Genomic DNA, 22,378 nt, shown 5'->3' on the forward strand with positions numbered 1-22,378 from the left:
ATTTTTCTTTGCGGTTGTGGTTGGACGGTTGTTGTTTGAACCTGTGGGTTGAAACCCACAGCAACAAAAGTAGCCAAACTAAGCGTAATAAAAATGAGCCGATGGTTAAAACCATCGGCCCATAACTAGCAGGACTAATTTCCTCATATAGAACATAGCCTTTATAACGGACCTCTTAACCCAATGCTAAAGTTAGGCTGGGCATAGCTAAGGACATCAATCACCTTGTTCTCAAAATAAAGCGCATAATGTGTCAAATCCTCATACTCTTTTTCACTTAAGACAGTTTTGAATCCAAACCTATTTTCATGAAGGTAATCACTATCTTTCGTGTAGAAAATCAAATACTGCTCTGTTAAAGCCTCATCTATTTTTAACGGGCTCCGTCTTACAAAGCTTACAAATTCGTTATCAATTATTCTTGGAGCTATCGGCTTCCCTGGAAACTCTATAATAAACTTATACTTTTCATTCACAAAGTGCACTTTGAAAGATTTTTCTTGATCCTGTTCTACATAAGTACAGCTTACTTCTCCAAAAAATCGGCTGTCAAATCCCTCAAATTTAAATGGATTGAGCTCGTTATTTTTCCCGACCTCTAAAGAAAGTTTTCTTTTGTTTATTATTTTCAGTATTGGTGGCCATTCTGTTACTAAATCAATAGTTTGATCATCAAGATGAAGACTATAGTGTACTAGATTTTCTTTATCAAAGATGATGAAATCTTCACTTAAGCCTCTCAAGTATTCTATATAAAGACTTTTTTTACTGTAGTAGATAACGTTCCACCCTTTACATTGATCTGGAAAAACGCCCCAGAAACCATTTAACCCTAATCTTGCAGCATCCACCACGCTCATATAGGAGGGCATTCTTCCATCAAAACCTATTATAAATTCAAAGTCTTCATTTTCAAACTTTACAGACAACCAATGTCCATTCGTCCCTTCTTGCAAGTACGAATCTAAGAGATGTTTAAAAATATTGCTATCAATTCCCTCAAATTCCAAAACTTTAAAATCTGTCTTTTTCATAATTTATTTTATCAAATGAGCAGGCAGTTCTCTTTTTTCTATTGCGCCTTAGCTAGGCCTAGCCTCTGCCGTTCAGACCAAGAGCTGCTATGAATCTGGATCTATCTTGAAGTTACTATAAAACAAACCTGTATCATGACGTAATTCTATCAGGTACTTTAAATTTAAACTGACTACGCTGATTCCTATATAGCCCGAGGCCTTATAGAAATCATACCAGTGCGCTATAAAAGTCGATGTTTTTACTTTACAAATTGGTGGACCATAGCCAAACTCTACGATTAACTCTGAATTTTTTGATAACTTAGTTTCTTTTAGCCGAGCAGTAACCCAATCCTCATCTGTCTCCACATCAAAGGCATAGTATTTCTGTCCTAACTGTTCCCAATTTATTAAACTCTCTGTTGATACAGGAATATGATGGGCCTGCAAAAAGTACCTAAAAAACCTAGATTCATAAGTGGCCAAAGGCGTTAGGGCTTTGACATAAGGTTTCAAAAACCCATTCGTAATTGTCATCATATCTTTTTGTTTAGAGATTCTGCTTAAAGTCTCGATTAACTAACCTACTTCTTTTTCCGTTCCATACCAAACCCAATAAAATGAGCCGATGGTTAAAACCATTGGCCCATATCATTTACAGCAAAGAAGGGCTTTAGCCCGCCATTTTGCATAGACCCGCAAGCATGGGCTTCAGCCCCTGGCACTAGCTGCTAGAATATTTAAGCTTAGTCAACAGCGGCTATGCTTACTGCCTAGGGCCAAGCCCCTAGGCTAGCTTTTTCAGACAGCCCTCTGCGAGGGCCTTTGGATATGGCCCTTCTCTGCAATCACAACAGAGCAAAGCCGTAAATCATAATTTGAGGCCCTTTAGGGCTGACTCCATTAGGTTAGCCTAGGGGCTTGTCCCTAGGCGATGAATAGCAGGCGACAAAACCTAGAGGTTGCACAAGCCCAAAATAGGGGTCCTCTAAAGTAGAGTTTAGGTCCAAGAACCCCAAAATAGTTCTTCTCTACTGTATTTTTTAGCTTAGAAAGTGGAAGAGGCCGCTTGTTTAGCTCAAGCTATCGGTCTAGTACCCCAAATTAGGGTTCTCCTACTGCTTGATAGACGTCTGGAACTGCATTGTATAGGTCCAAAAACCCCAGAGGGGACGTTCCGAACTCCATGAGATACGTCCCCTAACCCCAGAGGGGACGTTCCGAACTCCATGAGATACGTCCCCTAACCCCAGAGAAGACGTTCCGAACTCCATGAGGTACGTCCCCTAACCCCAGAGGAGACGTCCTGAGCTCCATGAGATACGTCCCCTAACCCCAGGGAAGACGTTCCGAACTCCATGAGATACGTCCCCTAACCCCAGGGAAGACGTTCCGAACTCCATGAGATACGTCCCCTAACCCCAGGGAAGACGTTCCGAACTCCATGAGATACGTCCCCTAACCCCAGAGGGTACCTTCCTACACCCCAAAATAGACGTCCTAGGACGTCTATTTTGGGGTCCTACAACCTATATTATGTAGTTCCACAACCTATACCGTACAGTTCCCTAACGTATATCATACACTTATCCAACGTATATTATACACTTCTGCAACCTATAGCATGGAGTTCAGGACGACTCTTATGCAGTAGAGGAACCTATAACGAACAGTTTAGTAACTGTATTCAATGACTTTGACAAGCTATATCATAGAGTTCAGGACGACTAAGAAGGAGTTTGCTGAGCATCGGCCCATATCATTTATAGCAAACAAGGGCTTTAGCCCGCCAGTTTGCATAGCCCCACAAGCATGGGCTTCAGCCCATGGCAGAAAAGGCGAGCTATTAGAATATTTAAGCTTAGTCAACAGGCGGCTATTCTTACCGCCCTGGGCTGAAGCCCAGGGTTATTAACTGAGCGAACTGACGGACTAAAGTCCTTGTTCGCTTTTTCAGACAGTCCTCTACGAAGATGGCCCTTCTCTGCAAAAGCAGATGAGCAAGGCTAGTTATATAAACAGTTGAGGCCCTTTAGGGCTGACTCCATTGGGTTAGCCTAGGGGCTTGTCCCTAGGCGATGAATGGAAGGCGGCAAAGCCGCCATGGCCGAAGGCCAAACGGCCTAGCGATGTGCAGCAGTGGCCGCAGGCCAGACCAAGGCCGTCAGGCCGCAGGGCCGAGCGAATAGCGAGCTGCGAAACGTAGCGCCGAGGAGCGAAGCGAGGCGGAGGCCCCAAAACACGCCCTCCCCATCTCTCCTTAAAAGAAGGGCTAACTGATTGAAAAACAAGAAAGCTATTCGCAAAAAAATGATGATTGTTAAAAGGGAGAAGCCTAGGGAAAAATGGAGGTTAAAAGTGGGAAAAAGTGGGAAAAAATAATATTTTGGGCCAAGTCTGATTGGCTAGAGGGGGCAAAAAGAACAAATGCTTATTTATAATATGCTTAAGCTATTTGTAGCTAAGTTATTACTAAAGCTCCTTTAAACTTAGATTTATGCAATTTTTGGGAGAATACAGCTGCAAAATAGATGCAAAGGGGAGGTTCCGTTTGCCTGCAGCCTTATTGGCCCAATATCCAGCGGCGGCAGTTGAGGGATTTGTATTAAATCGGGGATTTGAGTCTTGTTTGACCCTTTATCCGCAGGCGGCTTGGCAAAGCATAACCGAAGAGATGCAGCAATTGAACTTATACCAGCGGCAAAACCGTCAGTTTGTGCGTTACTTTTTTCGGGGGGCAACGCCCTTGCAGCTAGACAAGCAGCAGCGCTTGCTTTTGCCCAAAAACTTATTGGATTATGCTCAGATAGCGAAAGAATTGGTGCTTTTTGCCTACTTCAATCGCATAGAGATTTGGGCCAAATCCGTCTATGACAACCTTTTAGAAGAAGAACCTGGCGACTTTGCCGATTTGGCGGAGTCTGTCATGGGAAAAATAGAGCAGAACTCAGATGTCTGATTACGATTATCATGAGGCGGTTTTGCGCCTGCCTTGTGTAGAAGCCCTAAATTTAGTGGCTGAAGGAACTTATGTAGATGTAACTTTTGGTGGTGGTGGACACAGCCGGGAGATTTTGCGGCAGCTAGAGGGCGGTCGCCTTTTTGGTTTTGACCAAGACCCCGATGCTCAGGCTAATGTGCCCGAGGATCCTCGTTTTGAGTTGCTTCCCTTTAACTTTCGTTACTTTAAGCGCTCTTTGCGTTTGGAGGCCGTGCGAGAAGTAGATGGGGTGCTGGCTGATTTGGGGATTTCTTCTCATCAGATTGATACGGCCGACCGTGGATTTTCCTTTCGTTTTGAGGCAGAATTGGATATGCGCATGAGCCAAGATGGGGAGAAAGATGCTCGTTATATATTGAATACCTACAGAGAGGAGGAATTGCAGCATATTTTCTCGCTTTATGGGGAGTTGCGCAATTCTAAGACCCTGGCCCAGACCATTGTCAAGGGGCGGCAGCGGCAAAAGATTGAGCGGGTGGAGCAATTGCTTCAGCTCATTCAGCCCATTATTCGGGGCAAGCAAAACCGTTATTTATCGCAGCTTTTTCAGGCCCTGCGCATGGAAGTCAATGAAGAGATTGAGGCCCTTAAGGAGATGTTGCAAGAAGCTAGCGAGATGCTCAAGCCAGGCGGGCGTTTGGTAGTATTGACCTATCATTCTTTAGAGGACCGTTTGGTCAAGCAATGGATCAAGAACGGTTGTTTTGACAAAGAGCCCGAAAAAGATATTTATGGCCGTTTTTATAAGCCTTTGAAGGCCGTCAATAGAAAACCTATTTTACCTTCTGCCGAGGAGATTGCCCAGAACCCTAGGGCGCGTTCGGCTAAATTGAGAATTGCAGAAAAAATTGCCGACTAATTATGGCGAATGCTAAAAAGAAACAGCGAAGAGAGTTTAAGCTTCCCCCTTTGATGAGCCAATTACAGGCCCTTGCTTTTATGCTCTTTCAGAATATCAACTTTATTTTTTTCTTGGCCCTTTTGGGGATCATCTACATTGCCAACTCGCATTATGCGGTAGAAACGGTAAAAGAGATTCGGGAGCTGCAAGGAGAACTAAAGAAGGTCAGTTGGGAGAGTAATGCCCGCAAATCGGACCTCATGTATGAGAGTATGTTGTCTAGAGTTTCTCAGCGTTCTGAGCATTTGGGCCTGAAGCCACTCAAGGGCAAGCCCAAGAAAATTGAAGTTAAAAAAGAATAATCCTAGGTCATGAAAATCACTAAACTGACGCCCAAACAGGATGTGCTATGGCGGATCTACCTGACCTTTGCCCTAATGGGCTTTATTGGTATTCTCATCATGGGGCGCATTGCCAGTATTCAGTACTTTGAGGGCAGCCAACTCCGTGAGAAAGCCGAGCAAGAGCATATTGCCTTGAAGGATGTGAAGGCCCCCAGAGGAAATATCTTAGCCGATGACGGTAGCCTTTTGGCCACCTCCCTCCCCTATTTTAAGGTGCATTGGGATACCAAAGTAGTGCCTAGAGATACCTTTGATAAATATGTGGATACCCTAGCCACTTGTTTAGCCACCTATGTTTATACGGATAAAACGCCGGGGCTTTGTCGCCAAGAGCTCATCAATGCCCGAGACAGCAGCCGTCGCTACCACCCTATTTTGCCCAATGTGAGCTACATTTTGCTGCAGAAGATCAAGGAGTTTCCCATTTTCTCTATGGGCGATCGCCTGAAGAGCGGTCTGATTGTCGAGCAGATGGCCAAGCGGCAATACCCCTTTAAGATGTTGGCCCACCGAACCATTGGCTACAGCCGAGTGGTCCAAACAGCTAATGGTCCAGATACCCTTTCGGTCGGATTGGAGCGTTCTTTTGATGATGTTTTGGCTGGAGAACAAGGCAAACAATATATGCAGCGCCTAAGTAAAGACCTTTGGGTGCCTGTAGATGATATTTCTAAAATTGAGCCTCGGGCAGGACAGGATATTGTCACGACCATTGATGTCAATATTCAAGATGTAACCGAACGGGCCCTACTCGAAAGCCTTCAGCAATATGAGGGAGAGCATGGCTGTGCCATTGTGATGGATGTAAAAACAGGAGCCATTAAGGCCATAGCCAATATTGGGTTTAATAAGGAGCGGACCGAGTTTTGGGAAAACTACAACTATGCGGTTGGAGAACGGACCGAGCCTGGCTCTACCTTTAAGCTAGCCTCTATTATGGCCCTAATGGAAGACGGCTATGTCAAACCCACAGATACGGTCAACCTCAATGAAGGGCGCTGGCAATTCTATGATGAAACCATGGAAGATGCCTCTTATCATGGGCTGCGTTTGACTACCGTAGGCAAAGCCTTTGAAATCTCTTCTAATGTGGGGATTGCCAAATTGACGCATAAGTATTATAACAAAAGTAAGGAAGGCCAAAGCCAGTTTATTCAGCGGCTATCGGATATGGTCTTGACCCAATCTACCAATGTGGATATTGATGGAGAGCGCGAGCCTTATATTAAAGACCCCAACAATAGCGATTGGAGTGGTATTACCATTCCTTGGATGTCTATTGGTTATGAGTCGGAGCTTACGCCCCTACAAATGCTGACCTTCTACTCGGCGGTGGCCAATGGCGGCCAGATGATGAAGCCGCAAATTGTTACGGAGATTCGCTCTTATGGCTCGGTGGTCAAAAAGATTCCGCCCAAGGTGGTCAAGCGCCGAATTGCCTCAGAGGCGACCATCCAAGCCGCTACCGACATGCTTAAACGAGTAGTGGCCTCGCCCAAGGGAACGGCACACAGTATCTATACCCCTCGCTACGATATTGCGGGCAAAACGGGTACGGCCATTATGAACTATAAGGCCCATAAACAAAAGGGCGAAGCCAAGCGCTATCGGGGATCATTTGCGGGCTTTTTTCCTGCCGATAATCCCGCCTATGCTTGTGTGGTGGTCATTACCAACCCCCGTACTGGTTTTTATGGAGGTCGTGTAGCCGCTCCCGTATTTAGAAAGATTGCTGACTATTGCTACTCGCTTTCTCTGGGTTCTCATAAGGCCCTCAATGCCGATGAGGCCGTTTATACCGATGCGACTTTGCCTCGTTTGCCCGTGGGCCAAAAGGAAGACCTCAACTACATCATGAAAGAGCTGAATCTGCCCTTTGCCGATAGCTCGGCCACCCCTTGGGCGGTGGGTATGATTCGCAATGATTCGATTAACCTACGCAGCCGAAATGTACAAAAGGATGTGGTCCCCAATGTAGTGGGTATGGGCCTTAAAGATGCCCTATTCTTGCTAGAAAACAACCGACTTCGGGTTCGGGTGTTGGGGGTAGGAAAAGTCAAATCGCAATCGGTGCCTGCTGGCCGCAGCATTCAATCTGTTCAAACTATTACTCTCGTTCTCGGATAAGTTTTTTATATGTCTACCCTCAAGGACCTTTTAGCCAATATCAATTATAACATCAAAGGGCGCTCTCCTGCCGATCTAGAATTAGCTGGACTTTGCCTAGATTCTCGACAAGCTAAGATGGGCTGGCTCTTTGCCGCCCTTCCTGGCAGCCAGGTCGATGGTCACGATTATATTGAGCAAGCCTTGGCTAATGGTTGCTCGGCGGTGCTTTGCGAAAGATGGCCCAAAAAAATAGCCGCTAAGGTCTGTTATATTAAGGTAGAAAAAGTAGCCGATGCTTTAGGTCCACTAGCGGCCAACTTTTATGAGCAGCCCAGCCAACAACTGGCTTTGGTGGGCGTAACGGGCACCAATGGAAAGACAAGTACGGTGAGCCTGCTGTATCGGCTGTTTAAAAAGCTGGGCCATAAGGTGGGCCTGATTTCCACTATTGAGAATCGCATTGATGATGAAGTGCTAAAATCTACGCATACTACGCCCAATGCCATTGAGCTGCAAGCCCTTTTGGCCCAAATGCGAGATGCAGCCTGCGATTATGTCTTTATGGAAGTGAGCTCGCATGCTGCCGAGCAAGGCCGCATTGCTGGCGCTCATTTTACAGGCGGCGTTTTTAGCAATATCTCTCACGATCATCTCGATTATCACAAGACCTTTAAGAATTATATTTTTGCCAAAAAGCGCTTTTTTGACCAGCTACCGAGCTCGGCTTTTGCCCTAGTCAATGCCGACGATAAACGGGCGGAGGTCATGCTCCAAAATTGCTCGGCCAAAGCCTACCGCTATGCGCAAAAGCAATTGGCCGATTTTCGATTTCGCTTGCTAGAAAATAGCCTTTCGGGCTTGCAACTGGAACTAGATGGCCAAGAATTTCACTGCAGTTTGGTGGGCGATTTTAATGCCTACAACCTACTGGCGGTCTATGCTACCGCTATTTTGCTCGAAGAACCCAAAACGGAGGTCCTACGCATTCTCTCTAGCCTGAAACCACCGGCGGGCCGCTTTGAATATGTGCGCATTCCCAACAATCCTGTGCAAGCCATTGTGGATTATGCCCATACCCCCGATGCCCTAGAAAAGGTTTTACAAACCCTAAAAGCGACCACATCTACAGGCCGAATTATTACGGTGGTGGGCTGTGGGGGCAACCGAGATAATAGCAAAAGGCCCATTATGGCCCAAAAAGCGGCCGCTTATTCCGATCTACTCATCTTGAGCTCTGATAATCCCCGATTTGAAGAGCCCGAAGCCATTCTAGACGAAATGTGGGCGGGCCTAAGCAAGGCCCAACAGGCCCAAACTTACCGCCAAGTCAATCGCCGTGAAGCCATCCGCTGGGCCTGCCAACTGGCCCAAGCCGAGGACGTAATTTTAGTGGCGGGTAAGGGACATGAAACCTACCAAGAAATTAAGGGGGAACGCCTTCCCTTTGATGATCGAGAAGAGTTGCGCCAAGCCTTGGAAGAGCAGTTGGCAAAGTTTGTTTAGCGCTGCTTGGCCTCCCTCAACTTATAACATCCAACAATTTGCCCCTTTGGCCCTAATCACTGGCTGCAGGGAATATATCGGAACTGTTCTGTTTTTTTCTGTATCTAATTAAAAATTGGGCGTTTAGCTTAAGTCAACCCCAAACAAGCAGGAAAGGGAAAAGACAAGATTTGAAACCGTCCTTATTTCAACTCCTCCTTAGCACTTACTGATATTTTGGGGCCTGCCGCCTTCGGCGGCCGGGCCCTTTCAGGGCTCGCAGGTCTGCTCGGCCCTGCGGGCTCATTTCATTTCGCCCTGGGTCTGCCGCTGCGCGGCCCCCTTTCAGGCCCCTAGGCCAAGTCGCTTCGCTCCTTTGCGGCGGCTTCGCCGCCTGCTAGCTGTGGCTGCAGGTTGAAACCAGCAGCCATACAACAATCCCATTCTACATCTATAGTGCGGAGAGGATTAAAATCCTCTACCGCTTTGAACAAGGATTATTTTTTCTTCGGCGGTTTTGTTTTTTTCTCCCCCATAAATTTCATGGGAACCCTAGGGCCAAGGCCCTAGGCTAACTAAAAAATCGCCATCCCCTCATTCGAGGGGATTTTCTGTTCCACTAAGCTCCATCAGCAAAGAAGGGCTAAAATGTTTATTTATGGAGGGTTTTAACCCTCCATTGAACACAAAAATGCATTCGTTAATTGGCTGTAGGTTTCAACCTACAGCCATGGCCGAAGGCCAAACGGCCTAGCGATGGAAGGCAGTGCGGCAAAGCCGCAGACCCAGCAAAAACTTGTTTTTTGCGCAGGGCCGAGCGAATAGCGAGCTGCCGAACGTAGCGCCCGCCGCAGGCGGGAGGCCCCTAAAAAATAAATTTGCGTTTATATTAAAAAGTAACTACCTTTACAAGGTTACGTAAAACAAGTGCTGTATTTATAACTATAATTTATATTTTTCATCTAGACGACCTTAAAGAACATGAAGGAAGAAACACAACAAGTAGATTTGACTACTATAAATCTTGACAGTTTAGCCATTCTGAAAAAGAATGACTACCTAAAATTATTAAAAAAGCCCAGCAGCTTAAAAAAGAAAGAAGCGTTTATTTTTATCTGTAAATATGAATGTGTGAATGGCAAACTACCTATTGTAGCTGTTCCCTATAAAAAAATGTCTGAAGCGAAAAAAGATTTTAAAGACCGGGTAAAAAAGGACAAAAAAGCTTTTGGCGGTAGTAAATTCATCTTATTAGCGGAGACTAATATTGTTAAAGAAGAAGATGGCAACCTCATCTTTGAAGCACGACCTCTTGCAGGTGGAGCAGATATTGAAGTAGCAGCTGCAAAACTATTTTCAAAAATGAAAATGGGATTCCGTTTAATTGGAGAAGCTACCCCCGAACAACTAGAGGCCCAAAAAGAGCTAGAGAAAGATTTGAGTCCTCAAGAATTGGAGCAACTAGCGAAGAAGAAAGCTAAGCGTTTAGCACGCTATGCTAAAATAAGTGAGAATCTAAGCAAGCTTGAATTAGCCCTCTCTAAGTTTCAGGAGGAGACCAAAAAAGAATCACTAGCCGCTAACATTCAAAAAATGGAAGAGGCCTTAGGAGTCATGGTAGATGAGGCCTTAAGTGATGGAGTTATTGATGCCGAAGAACAGCAACAAATAGACGCTTTAGAAGCTCAGCTCCTAAAATTGAATACTAGCTCTGCTCCTACTACTCTCTCAAAAGAAGAGATAAATCTTCGAATGGCAAAAGTAGATGAAAATATTGCTCGCCTTAAAGCAGCATTAAAAATATCATAACCCAAATACTAATATATAATGAATCAGAAAGATCAAAAGCTATACGATAAGCTTCAAATTATTAAGCCCAATATCCAACAGTATAAAGCAGAAATAGAAGAATGCTTACGTTTGGGTAAATCTGCTCAACTTCTAAGTGCAGTAGAATTAAAAGAAATGGATAGCCGCTTGGCGGATATTTTTGCTATTGAGCAACGTGTACTTGAAATTGAGCAGAAGAAGGGTTGGTTTTTTACTCAGGACGAAGAGGTTCCTCCTTACCCTAACTTTGCATCTTTTAGAGCGGCCATTATGGAGCCGTTAATTGACATCATTGAAGATGAAGGGCTAGATGATTCATCTAACGAGATTATACCTGATCGCAATATTAGTTACAAAGACTCTTTTTTGGCTTGCTTAAATATCAACGACATTTCAAACTGGAAATCGGCATTTAGGGCTAATAGCACTATAGACAACTATCTTCAAACTGTTTTTAATAATTTTGGAAGTAGGATCACTAGTCTAAGTCTATCCAAATACGCTAAGATAGTTGCAAGAAAGATCTGGGTGGATCTTGTAGTGTTAGGAAAATCTACAATTATCCCTATCGACCCAGAAGTTGACTTTGAACAAGCCAAGCCAATGGACTATAATCTCACGGATGACTTGGATATGTTAGAAACTGTAGGACCTGTTCCTAAGAGATTTAGACAAAGAGTAAGGCAATTTCAGCTAACTATGCTTAATAGTCAACCACAGGGTTTTATGGATTTTGCAGTAGAGTGGAAAGCTATACTAATACATATCGGTAAAGACCCTGAAATCTATTTCAACAAAAATGATTTAAAAAACAAAAAGAAGACACATAAAAACATGTCCAAAAAACAGCATAAAGCAAATTACCAAAATGCACTTTCAAGGTTAATGATTTTAATGGATCAAAATCTATATTTTACCAAAAGTGAATATCTAAGTAATGAGGTGATTACTGTTTTAGCAAATCCTGAAAATGGAAAAGTTCCCAGTATGGCAAAGAGAGAAAACAAAAAAGGGAATAATATTAGTTCAAGCACTAATTTTCTTTTTGCTCCAGGGTATACGACTCCTCCCCCCTCCAATATCAACGCAGGAATATCTACTTTTAACAACCTCTCACTCAATTTTCCAACAGTCCCCCCAGCAATAGGAAATACAATAAATTGGCTGACTAGCAATAACTTTACAACACCTGCAAATCTTAACCAAGTTCAGACAGTTCTAACTCCAATAGCAAGCTTTTTAAGAAACAATCCAAATACAACAATCACAATAACTGGCAGTAGTAACTATGGCTTTGTAAATGGGATTTCAGCTAATCCTTTAATAGCAATTCAGATTGCTCAATCTAGAGCCAATTCAATAGCTACTATTTTAACAACTACATTTAGAGTACCAGCTAATCAAATCAACACAAATACACTAGTTCCTAGTGCTCCTGGGGTTCAAATCACTTCGCCATAAAATAATGGTCCTACAAAAATAGCGCTTACTATAAGACAAGCTATTTCCCCTCCATTTAATATTTGCACACTAAAGTCATTTAAGAATAAAACCTTAAATGACTTTTAAAATTAACCAAGATGCCCAAAACCACCCTCTTTTTAGCCCTTTACCTACTGCTATTTGCCCAACTAAAAGCACAAAACTACAACAGCCTATCCGAGGCCTTTGCACATAAAGAAGAAGCCAAAATTCTAGATTTATCTAAGCAGAATTTAGGTAAGCTAGATCCCCGTTTTTCAGAGCTCCATCAATTAACCCATCTAAATTTAAGCGAAAACAACTTAGGGGAATTTCCCTTCGGCTCTTTTCTAGAGACAAAACAGCTAGAATGGGTTGATGCTTCTCATAATCAATTTGAAATAGCTGATGTTAAACGATTCCTTTATTCTCCTAAGATTCGCTATTTGGATCTAAGCTACAACCCCATAAAAAACTTAAAAAGATTTCATCTAACAGAACGGATTCCTCTCGAAAAACAAACAGCAACTCTAACACCCAAAATATTAGCCAGCCCTAGTCTAGAAAAGCTCATCATTAAGCATACAGAGCTAAGCATGCTCTATGAAGAATTTGCTGTTTTCCCAAATCTAAAATATCTCGACCTCAGTCATAACAAGATTATTGCTGCAGGTGATGCGCTTTTTAACTTAAAGGAACTAGACAGCTTAATTCTTTCTCATAATGACTTTATTTTCTTGCCTATTCGAGACAGCATAAGGGCCCATAAGCTAAGCTATATAGATATTAGTCATAACCCAAGGTTAATAGCTATTGTCCAACTATTCAATCAGTTCCCCAACTTAAGGCATATCAATGCAAGTTATTTAGGGGCTGGCAGTTATAAGAATATGCGCTTTGGCTTAGTTTCGTCTAAAAAATTCTATAAAAACAGTCCTGTAAAAACGCTTTTATTGACCCATTCTCACTTAAAGTCGGTCCCAAAAGCTATGGGATATATGGAAAACCTAGAATATCTTGACCTTAGCCATAATGAGCTACAATCCCTGCCCAAATCCTTTAAGCGTTTAAAAAAGCTCAAGAAATTGGACCTCAGAGGCAACCCTTTTCTAGAAAAGGAGAAAGAAAACTGCCGAAAATATCTGCCAGATTGTGAAATACTCTTTTAACGGCTATAATTTTTAGCTCAAAAAACAAACTCATTTTCTACTCCTCATAAAGGAAATTCTTATGCCCAAAACCACCCTCTTTTTAGCCCTTTACCTACTGCTATTTGCCCAACTAAAAGCACAAAGCTACAACAGTCTATCCGAGGCCTTTGCACATAAAGAAGAGGCCAAAATTCTAGATTTATCTAAGCAGAATTTAGATAATCTAGACCCCCGTTTTTCAGAGCTCCATCAATTAACCCATCTAAATTTAAGCGAAAACAACTTGCAGGGATTTCCCTTAGGCTCTTTTATAGAGACGAAACAGCTAGAATGGGTTGATGCTTCTCATACTCAATTTGAAATAGCTGATATTACGCGATTCCTTTATTCTCCTAAGATTCGCTATTTGGACCTAAGCTACAACCCCATAAAAAACTTAAAAAGATTTTATCTAACAGAAGAGCTTCCTATCGATAGAACAAAGCCGGTTCCAACACCCAAAATATTAGCCAGCCCTAGTCTAGAAAAGCTCATCATTAAGCATACAGAGCTAAGCATGCTCTATGAAGAATTTGCTGTTTTCCCAAATCTAAAATATCTCGACCTCAGTCATAACAAGATTGTTGCTGCAGGTGATGCGCTTTTTAACTTAAAGGAACTAGACAGCTTAATTCTTTCTCATAATGACTTTATTTTCTTGCCTAGTCGAGACAGCATAAGGGCCCATAAGCTAAGCTATATAGATGTTAGTCATAACCCTAGGTTAGTAGATATTGACCAACTATTCAATCAGTTCCCCAACTTAAGGCATATCAATGCAAGTTATTTGGGGGATGGCAGTCACTACAATATGCGCTTTGGCTTAGTTTCGTCTAAAAAATTCTATAAAAACAGTCCTGTAAAAACGCTTTTATTGACCCATTCTCACTTAAAGTCGGTCCCAAAAGCTATGGGATATATGGAAAACCTAGAATATCTTGACCTTAGCCATAATGAGCTACAATCCCTGCCCAAATCCTTTAAGCGCTTAAAAAAGCTTAAGAAATTGGACCTCAGAGGCAACCCTTTTCTAGAAAAGGAGAAAGAAAACTGCCGAAAATATCTGCCAGATTGTGAAATACTCTTTTAACTGCTGTAATTTACGGGCCCAAAAAGGCGCTACGCGCCTTGGCTGAGGGATGGACAGCAGTGGCCGCAGGCCAGACCGAGCTTTTTTGAGCAAAGCGAAAAAAAGCGAAGGGCCGAGCGAACAGCGAGCTGCGAAACAGCCCGACCCGACCAAAGGGAGGGGCAGCCCCAAAAAACAGAAAAATTATTCATAGTCCTTGAGGCAGAAAAGAGCTTATGTTATTTCATTTATTTGACTACCTAGAACAACAGTACGATTTTCCTGGCGCCAGCCTTTTTCAGTTTATTAGCTTTCGGGCAGCGCTGGCCATTATTATTTCCCTGATTATTTCGCTTTTGATGGGGGGGCGCATTATTGGCTGGATCAAGCGGCGGCAGATGCTAGAAAAACAGCGGGCTTTGGGCCTTCCTGGAGAGGAACTCAAGGCCAAAACGCCAACCATGGGGGGAATTCTGATTCATATGGCCATTATTCTCCCTTGTCTATTATTGGCCGATCTGAGCAATGTCTACATTCAGTTGATGTTGCTTTCTACCGTTTGGATGGGGACCATTGGCTTTATTGATGATTACTTTAAGCTGACGCGATCTAAGGCGGGTTTGAGTGGAAAATACAAGATTTTAGGACAGGTCGTTTTGGGCGGCATTGTGGGCGCTACCATGCTTTTCCATTCTGATGTTGTGGTACGAGTAAATGCCGAGCAACTGGCCCAAGGCAACTATGAAGTAATTGATACGGTTCAGGTTCAACTGGAGCGTTTGGGCGATAAGGAAGAGCTTTATTATGTAAAATCGACCATGACCAATGTGCCTTTTTTCAAGGGCAATGAGCTAGATTATACCGATTTCCTTTGGTTTTTGGGCGATAATGCGCCTCAGTGGGTTTGGTTGCTCTTTATTCCCTTTGTCATTTTGATTGTTACGGCCGTATCGAATGCGGCCAACTTAACGGATGGAATAGATGGTTTGGCGGCGGGAACCTCCGCCATTATTGGGGCCACTTTGGGGATTTTTGCCTATGTATCGGGCAACAACATTTTGGCCGATTATCTGGGGGTCCTCTATTTGCCCTATGTGGGAGAAATGACCATTTTTATTGCCTGTTTTCTGGGGGCTTGCATTGGCTTTTTGTGGTACAATGCTTATCCTGCCCAAGTTTTTATGGGCGATACGGGCAGTTTGGCTTTGGGAGGTATTATTGCCGCCATTGCGATTATCTTGCGCAAAGAGCTCTTGATTCCCTTGCTTTGTGGAATCTTTTTGGCCGAAAACCTATCGGTCATTATTCAAGTGAGCTATTTTAAATATACCAAAAAGAAATATGGAGAAGGGCGCCGCATCTTCTTGATGTCGCCTTTGCACCACCACTTTCAGAAGCAGGGCATGCATGAATCGAAAATTGTTAGCCGCTTTTGGATTGTGGGTATTTTGTTGGCCGTTTTGACCATCATCACTTTGAAAATACGCTAAGATGTTGGAACAAGTTGTTGTTTTGGGCGCCGGAGAAAGCGGTTTGGGCGCTGCCCTTTTGGCCCAAAAAAAAGGCGGAAACGTCTTTGTTTCGGATGCGGGAAGCATTCGGGCAGACCGAGCAGATATTTTACGGGCTGCGGGTATTCCCTTTGAGCAGGGCGGACATAGCGAAGAGCGCATTTTGGCGGCTCAACTCATTATTAAAAGTCCGGGGATTCCAGATACGGCCCCTTTGATTCAAAAAGCCAGTGCTGCGGGCATTCCCATTTGGGATGAGATTGAGCTAGCGGCCCGTTATAGCTCGGCCAAAGTGATTGGCATTACGGGCAGCAATGGAAAAACGACCACCACGGCCCTACTTTATCATTTGCTCAAAACGGCGGGATATGCTGTGGGCTTAGGGGGTAATATTGGTCAAAGTTGGGCCATGCAATTGGCCCAAGGCCAAGATGATGAATATATGGTGCTAGAGCTGAGCAGTTTTCAGCTCGACCGCTGTTATGAGTTGGCCCCAGAACTGATGATTTTGACCAATGTCAGTCCCGATCATTTGGATCGTTATGGCTATGAGATGGATAATTATCTGGCTTCCAAGTTGCGCCTCATTCAAAATAAAACAGCCGAGCAGCCTTTTATCTATCCCAAAGAAGATCCTTATATTCCCGCTGGTTTAAAGCGCTATTATCAGGGACCTACGGCCAATTGCTTGGCCCAAGATTGGCCCGAACTAAACGCCAAAGAGCTATGGGTAGAAGATTGGGCCTTTGTCCAAGATCAACTTCCTTTGGTGGGCCGCCACAACCTGATGAACATGAAAATGGCTTTGCAAGCCGTCAAATGCCTGGGGATGTCTCAGGAAATGGCCCAAAAAGGTCTCGATAGCTTTGAAAACCACCCCCACCGCTTGGAAAAAGTGATGGTTTTGGGTGGCGTTCAATATATCAATGATAGTAAGGCCACCAATGTGGAAGCGGTTTATTACGCCCTAGAAGCTATGCAAGCGCCTACGGTTTGGATTGTTGGCGGAGTGGATAAGGGCAATGATTATAGTAGCCTTTTCCCCTTCATTGGGCAGCCCGTAAAAGCTATTGTTTGTTTGGGGGTAGATAATCGCCCAATTAGGGCCGCCTTTGCTGCCAAAACTGACTATATTGTGGAGGCTGCCTCTATGGCAGAGGCCATAAAACTGGCCAGCCTCTATGCCCAAGCTGGAGATAATATTCTATTGTCGCCCGCCTGCGCTAGCTTCGACCTATTCAAAAACTATATCGATCGTGGCGATCAATTTAAGGCCATTTTGGAAGAGCAACGCCAACTCTTGGAAAAAGGCCATAATATGGAAATGAATCTAACCCTCAATCGAAATAAAAAATAGTAGCCCATGAGCTCTAGCATGAGTGTTTTTCAAAAGCGAATTGCCGCCCTTTTGCAAGGGGATCAAATCATTTGGTTGGTCCTTGGCCTTTTGGGCATTATTTCTATCCTTACCGTTTATAGCTCGGCAGAAGTACTAGCCAACCGAAACGGCGTGGGCACCGAGTCTTTTCTCGTCAAGCATATTATGCTGCTCATCGCTTCGGTGGTGGTCATGTATATTGCCCATTTGATTCACTATAAACGCTATGCCCGCTGGTCCACAATTATGCTGGTCCTCTCGGTCCTGATGCTTCTCTTTACCATGTTTTTTGGGACAGAACTGAACGGGGCCTCCCGCTGGATTAAGATTCCTTTTGTCGGCATTACTTTCCAAACCTCCGATTTTGCCAAGATTTCACTCATTTTATATGTGGCCCGAACCATTTCGCTCTTACAGGAGAAGAAAGGCTCGCTCTTAGAGCTGGTTTTGCCCGTTTTGCTGGTTTGTGTGCTCATTGCCCCCTCCGATTTATCTAGCGCGCTGGTCCTTTTCTTTACCTGCATTTTATTGATGTTTATCGGTCGGGTAGAAATTCGCAGCCTGATTTCTTTGGTCATGCTGGGCGTGGGCCTTTTTGCCATGCTCGTTATTCTCTCCGATTTTGTCGATTGGATCCGTGTAGATACTTGGGTGAGCCGCTTGCGTAGCTTTATGGATGGCTCGGGCTCTGGCGATGTCTTTCAGGTAGAACAGGCCAAAATGGCTATTGCTCGCGGAGGCTTTTTTGGTGTGGGCCCTGGCAATGGGGTGCAAGCGCACTTTTTGCCCCACTCCTACTCCGATTATATTTATTGTATTATCATTGAGGAATACGGCATCATTGGGGGCATCTTTGTGGTTGCGCTCTATTTGGCCCTCCTCTATCGTACGATCAGAATGGTGCACCGCAGCCCAAAAACCTTCGGTGCGATGCTGGCCTTTGGCCTCTGCGCAAGTATGGTCATTCAGGCTTTTGCCCATATGGCCGTAAATGTAAACTTGATGCCCGTAACGGGACTTACGCTCCCCTTTGTGAGTATGGGGGGAACCTCCCTGATGTTTACGGGGCTCTCTTTTGGCGTAATGCTGAGCGTGAGCCGAAATATTGAAAAAAATCAACCGAAGAAAGAAGCAAAAGAAGAAGCAGCTTAATGAAATATCTAATTAGTGGCGGGGGAACTGGCGGCCATATTTTTCCCGCTATTGCCATCGCGCAGGCCTTAGAACAGGCCGACCCCCAAGCCGAATTCCTTTTTGTAGGGGCCGAGGGAAAAATGGAAATGCAAAAGGTGCCCGAAGCAGGTTACCGCATCGAAGGCCTCCCTATTGCAGGCTTCAACCGCAAAAGTTTACTCAAAAACTGGAAGCTGCCCTTTAAGATTTGGGCCTCGATGTCTAAAGCCCGAAAAATTATCCGAGAGTTTCAACCCGATGTTGCCATTGGCGTGGGGGGCTATGCTAGCGGGGTGGCCGTCAAAATGGCCAATATGATGAAGATCCCCGCTTTGGTCCATGAACAAAACTCTTATGCCGGAAAAACAAACCAGATTTTGGGCAAAAGCGTAGATAAGGTCTGCGTGGCTTACCCCAATATGCAACGCTTTTTTCCCGCCAATAAAATTGTGCTTACGGGCAATCCCATTCGCAAGGATTTACTGCAAAAATCTGATAAACGGACCGAGGCTTTCAACTTTTATGGCTTCGATCCCAATAAGAAAACCATTTTCTTGACGGGCGGTAGCCTAGGCGCTCATAGCCTCAACGAAAGTGTTTTGCCCTTTGTCGAAGAATTGCAAAAACAAGAAGTCCAAGTCCTTTGGCAGGCAGGCAAACTCTATATTAAGGAGTTTGAACCCCTGGCCCAAAAGTACCCCAACCTAAAGATTCAGGCCTTTATTCAACGGATGGACCTAGCCTATGCCATGGCCGATATGGTCATTGCTAGAGCTGGCGCCCTCACCCTTTCTGAGCTTTGCGAAAACGGAAAAGCCGCTATTTTGGTCCCCTCTCCCAATGTGGCCGAGGATCATCAAACGGCCAATGCCAAGGCCCTCACAGAACAAAAGGCCGCCCTTTGGCTAGCCGATGCCGAAGCCCGAGAAAAACTGATTCCCAAAGCTTTGGAGCTCTTGCAAAATGAAACAGACATCCAAAAGTTGGGAGAAGCCGCAAAACGTCTAGCCAAACCTCAGGCTGCTCAAGAAATCGCTCAGGAGGTCCTCCAGCTGATCAAGTAGTCTATTTTGGGGCCTCCCGCCTTTGGCGGGCGGTTACTCCCTTCGGTCGTCGAACTGCGGTCTAAAGACCTTGTTGTCGTTTACTTCGTCGAACTGGCGCCTCTTCGAGGCTGGTTGTCGCAGCTCGCTGCTATTTTGGGGCCTCCCGCCTTCGGCGGGCGCTACGTTTCGCAGCTCGCAAGTCTGCTCGGCCCTGCGGCCTGACGGCCTTGGTCTGCGGCTGCGCCGCACTGCTGCACATCGCTAGGCCGTTTACGGCCTTTGGCCGTAGCGGCGGCTTCGCCGCCGCCATTTGGACCAACTTCTTACACCTAATAAAAATCGAATCATGGCATTAGCCTTAGCCTCTATTAAGAAGATCTATTTTGTTGGAATTGGTGGAATTGGGATGAGTGCCCTGGCCCGCTATTTTAATTATTTGGGGGCCCAAGTTTTGGGCTATGATAAAACCGAAACGGCCCTGACCAAAAAGTTGGTCGAAGAAGGCATGCACATTCATTATACAGAGCAAGCCGATCAAATTCCAGCCGATGTAGATTTGGCGGTATATACGCCAGCTATTCCTGCCCAAAATAGCGAACTACAATATTTTCAGGCGGCAGCTACGCCTTTGCTCAAGCGCTCCGAGCTTTTGGGCCTAATTTCTAGAGAGCGGCGGAGCATTGCCGTGGCGGGCACGCATGGCAAAACCAGCACTTCTTCTATTTTGACCCATTTGCTCCGCAGCGGAGGCATTGATTGTACGGCTTTTTTGGGCGGTATTGCCAATAATTTAGGAAGTAACTTTGTGGCGGGCAGTTCGGATTGGGTAGTTTTAGAGGCCGATGAATTTGATCGCTCCTTTTTGCATCTGCGTCCAGAAATTGGCATTATCACCTCTACAGATGCGGACCATTTAGATATTTATGGAGAGCATACTCAACTGCTCGATAGCTTTAATGAGTTTGCAGCACTTTGCAGCAAACAGCTCTTTTTGGCCCAGGGCACAGAGGTAAAACAGCAGGGCCTAAGTGCTAAAGTGGCCCATTATAGCGCCAGCCAATCGGCCGATTATCAGGCGAGTCGGATTCGGGCGCAGGCCCCCAACTTTGTTTTTGATGCACAACTGGCGGAGCATTTTTGGGAGGACCTCAACTTCTCTTTGCCAGGTCGGCATAATGTAGAAAATGCTTTGGCGGCTATAGCCGTAGCTTTAGAATTGGGCCTTAGCGAAGAGCAAATTCGGCAGGGTTTGCGCAGTTTTAGAGGTATTTGGCGGCGCTTTGAGTGGGTGGTCAAGCAGCCTAACAAAGTATTTATAGATGATTATGCGCATCATCCCACCGAATTAAAAGCGGCTATACGGACCGCCCGCAGTCTTTTTCCAAAGCGGAAATTGGTGGGGATATTCCAGCCGCACTTATTTAGCCGAACTCGTGACTTCATGGATGGCTTTGCAGCGGCTTTGGATGGCTTGGACCAGCTCTACCTCTTAGATATTTATCCGGCCCGAGAAGAGCCCATTGAAGGCGTTGATTCTGCGGCTATTTTGGCCCGTATGCAGCTAGGCGAAAAAGAATTAGTGAGTCAGGCGGAACTACTTGACAAACTGGCCCAAGCCCCCCCTGCTCTTTTATTGAGTTTGGGTGCAGGCGACATAGGCGCCTTAGTGCCAAAAATAGCAGAAGAAATTTACCATAAAACCGAATAAAATTTTTTGCGTCAAAGAAAACGGAATTTTTTGTCGAAAGCCGTTGTTTAGGCCAAAGTTTTACGCTATCTTTTAGCGTTTAAATAGGCGAAAAAGTTTTTTTGTTTTGGAGTCTAAGCGGCGGTTAATGCTAAATTGGTCCAAAAGATGTAGCAGGGCGCGCAGCGCCCGCAAAGGAGCGAAGCGACTGGCCTAGCGATGTGGAGGGGTGGCCGAAGGCCAGACCGAAGCGCGCAGCGCTGAAGGGCCGAGCGAACAGCGAGCCCCGAAACGTAGCGCCGTAGCTTTGCTGCGGAGGCCCCAAAAGAAAAAATGTCTATTTAGCAACAGATTAAAAAGGTATGAAAGTACATCCTGGAAGATTGAAGTGGATAGCGGCTCGGATGGGCTGGATCATTGGGGCCTTAGTATTGGTTCTCTTGATATGGGGCGGTGTACGTTATCGGCAGCAGAGTCGGGTGCCTAGGGTATATATTCAGATAGAAGAAGATGCTCAGGGCAATGCCTTTGTGGACAGTAATGATGTGCGGGATATATTGGTCAAGACCTTTGGACATTTTGTAGAGGGGCAGACTTTGGAAAAGATTGATGTGGCGGCGATAGAGTCGGCATTGGAGCAAGATCTTTTTATAGAGGAGGCCGATGTCTATGTAGATGCCATGGCGAATGTCAATATTAGTATTCAGCAGCGCTTGCCCATTTTGCGGGTCATGGATGTAGAGGATGAGACCTATTATTTGGATGCGCAGGGTCGGCAGATTCCGTTTTCGACTAAATACACCGCTCGGGTATTGGTAGTGACGGGAGACATTGGTTTGTACAACTCTAGTTTTATGGAATTGGAGGACCATCGTTTGCGGCACAGTTTTATTTTGGCGCAGGCAATTTTGGAAGACCCCTTATTGTCTAAGCAGATCGAGCAAATACACATCAATCGTTTGGGCGATGCTTTATTGGTTCCGAAAGTGGGCAACCACAAAATATATTTTGGGGCGCCCTTGGAGCGTACGGCTGAGAAGTTGGATGAGTTAAAGATATTTTACAAAGAGGCCATGCCTTATGAGGGTTGGGAGAAGTACAAGTTGCTAAACCTAGCGTTTGAGGGGCAGATTGTGGCCAAAAAGAGATAGCAATTCCCCAGGGCTAGCTGGCTAGCCTT

At 45.0% G+C, this 22,378-nt stretch carries 17 protein-coding genes; 15 read left to right on the top strand and 2 right to left on the bottom strand.

Features of this window, described 5'->3' with window-relative positions; translation table 11 throughout:
• Window positions 1-161: 161 nt before the first annotated feature.
• A complete protein-coding gene (locus OP864_RS03175; protein WP_270099845.1) occupies window positions 162-1,034 on the bottom strand; it encodes a hypothetical protein in 873 nt (290 codons plus the stop codon).
• Between the two features lie 87 nt (window positions 1,035-1,121).
• Complete coding sequence (locus OP864_RS03180) at window positions 1,122-1,556, bottom strand: hypothetical protein (protein ID WP_270099847.1); 435 nt, start codon at window positions 1,554-1,556, stop codon at window positions 1,122-1,124.
• Between the two features lie 1,957 nt (window positions 1,557-3,513).
• Between OP864_RS03180 and mraZ the strand changes: the two genes are divergently transcribed.
• The 15 genes from mraZ (at window position 3,514) to OP864_RS03255 (ending at window position 22,349) form a co-directional block, all read left to right on the top strand.
• Window positions 3,514-3,975, top strand: a complete 462-nt coding sequence (gene mraZ / locus OP864_RS03185) for a division/cell wall cluster transcriptional repressor MraZ (RefSeq protein WP_270099849.1) — start codon at window positions 3,514-3,516, stop codon at window positions 3,973-3,975.
• On the top strand, window positions 3,968-4,876 hold the full coding sequence (rsmH, locus tag OP864_RS03190) for a 16S rRNA (cytosine(1402)-N(4))-methyltransferase RsmH (protein WP_270099850.1): 909 nt from the start codon (window positions 3,968-3,970) through the stop codon (window positions 4,874-4,876). Before mraZ ends, rsmH begins: the two co-directional genes overlap by 8 nt.
• A gap of 2 nt (window positions 4,877-4,878) precedes the next feature.
• Complete coding sequence (locus OP864_RS03195) at window positions 4,879-5,220, top strand: FtsL-like putative cell division protein (RefSeq protein WP_270099852.1); 342 nt, start codon at window positions 4,879-4,881, stop codon at window positions 5,218-5,220.
• Between the two features lie 9 nt (window positions 5,221-5,229).
• Window positions 5,230-7,389, top strand: a complete 2,160-nt coding sequence (locus OP864_RS03200; protein ID WP_270099853.1) for a penicillin-binding protein — start codon at window positions 5,230-5,232, stop codon at window positions 7,387-7,389.
• A 9-nt stretch (window positions 7,390-7,398) separates the two neighbouring features.
• Window positions 7,399-8,874: a UDP-N-acetylmuramoyl-L-alanyl-D-glutamate--2,6-diaminopimelate ligase gene (locus OP864_RS03205; RefSeq protein WP_270099854.1), complete on the top strand. Its 1,476-nt coding sequence runs from the start codon at window positions 7,399-7,401 to the stop codon at window positions 8,872-8,874.
• A 960-nt stretch (window positions 8,875-9,834) separates the two neighbouring features.
• Window positions 9,835-10,662: a hypothetical protein gene (locus OP864_RS03210; protein ID WP_270099855.1), complete on the top strand. Its 828-nt coding sequence runs from the start codon at window positions 9,835-9,837 to the stop codon at window positions 10,660-10,662.
• Between the two features lie 18 nt (window positions 10,663-10,680).
• Window positions 10,681-12,144 (top strand): hypothetical protein, encoded by a 1,464-nt coding sequence (locus OP864_RS03215; protein ID WP_270099856.1) that lies wholly within the window; start codon window positions 10,681-10,683, stop codon window positions 12,142-12,144.
• 119 nt (window positions 12,145-12,263) lie between these two features.
• Window positions 12,264-13,313 carry a leucine-rich repeat domain-containing protein gene (locus tag OP864_RS03220; protein WP_270099857.1) on the top strand — a complete coding sequence of 350 codons (1,050 nt, stop codon included), beginning with the start codon at window positions 12,264-12,266 and terminating at the stop codon, window positions 13,311-13,313.
• A 61-nt stretch (window positions 13,314-13,374) separates the two neighbouring features.
• On the top strand, window positions 13,375-14,424 hold the full coding sequence (locus OP864_RS03225; protein WP_270099858.1) for a leucine-rich repeat domain-containing protein: 1,050 nt from the start codon (window positions 13,375-13,377) through the stop codon (window positions 14,422-14,424).
• Between the two features lie 215 nt (window positions 14,425-14,639).
• Window positions 14,640-15,893 carry a phospho-N-acetylmuramoyl-pentapeptide-transferase gene (mraY, locus tag OP864_RS03230; protein ID WP_270099859.1) on the top strand — a complete coding sequence of 418 codons (1,254 nt, stop codon included), beginning with the start codon at window positions 14,640-14,642 and terminating at the stop codon, window positions 15,891-15,893.
• A gap of 1 nt (window position 15,894) precedes the next feature.
• Window positions 15,895-17,271 carry a UDP-N-acetylmuramoyl-L-alanine--D-glutamate ligase gene (murD, locus tag OP864_RS03235; RefSeq protein WP_270099860.1) on the top strand — a complete coding sequence of 459 codons (1,377 nt, stop codon included), beginning with the start codon at window positions 15,895-15,897 and terminating at the stop codon, window positions 17,269-17,271.
• 6 nt (window positions 17,272-17,277) lie between these two features.
• The gene (locus OP864_RS03240; protein WP_270099861.1) at window positions 17,278-18,444 is read left to right on the top strand and encodes an FtsW/RodA/SpoVE family cell cycle protein; all 1,167 of its coding nucleotides are present in this window, start codon (window positions 17,278-17,280) and stop codon (window positions 18,442-18,444) included.
• On the top strand, window positions 18,444-19,529 hold the full coding sequence (gene murG / locus OP864_RS03245; protein ID WP_270099862.1) for an undecaprenyldiphospho-muramoylpentapeptide beta-N-acetylglucosaminyltransferase: 1,086 nt from the start codon (window positions 18,444-18,446) through the stop codon (window positions 19,527-19,529). Before OP864_RS03240 ends, murG begins: the two co-directional genes overlap by 1 nt.
• Before the next feature lie 328 nt (window positions 19,530-19,857).
• Window positions 19,858-21,219, top strand: coding sequence for a UDP-N-acetylmuramate--L-alanine ligase (murC, locus tag OP864_RS03250; RefSeq protein WP_270099863.1), 1,362 nt, complete (start codon window positions 19,858-19,860; stop codon window positions 21,217-21,219).
• 341 nt (window positions 21,220-21,560) lie between these two features.
• Window positions 21,561-22,349 (top strand): cell division protein FtsQ/DivIB, encoded by a 789-nt coding sequence (locus tag OP864_RS03255; protein WP_270099864.1) that lies wholly within the window; start codon window positions 21,561-21,563, stop codon window positions 22,347-22,349.
• Window positions 22,350-22,378: the final 29 nt, after the last annotated feature.

The organism is Saprospira grandis (genome assembly GCF_027594745.1).
GTDB lineage: Bacteria > Bacteroidota > Bacteroidia > Chitinophagales > Saprospiraceae > Saprospira > Saprospira grandis.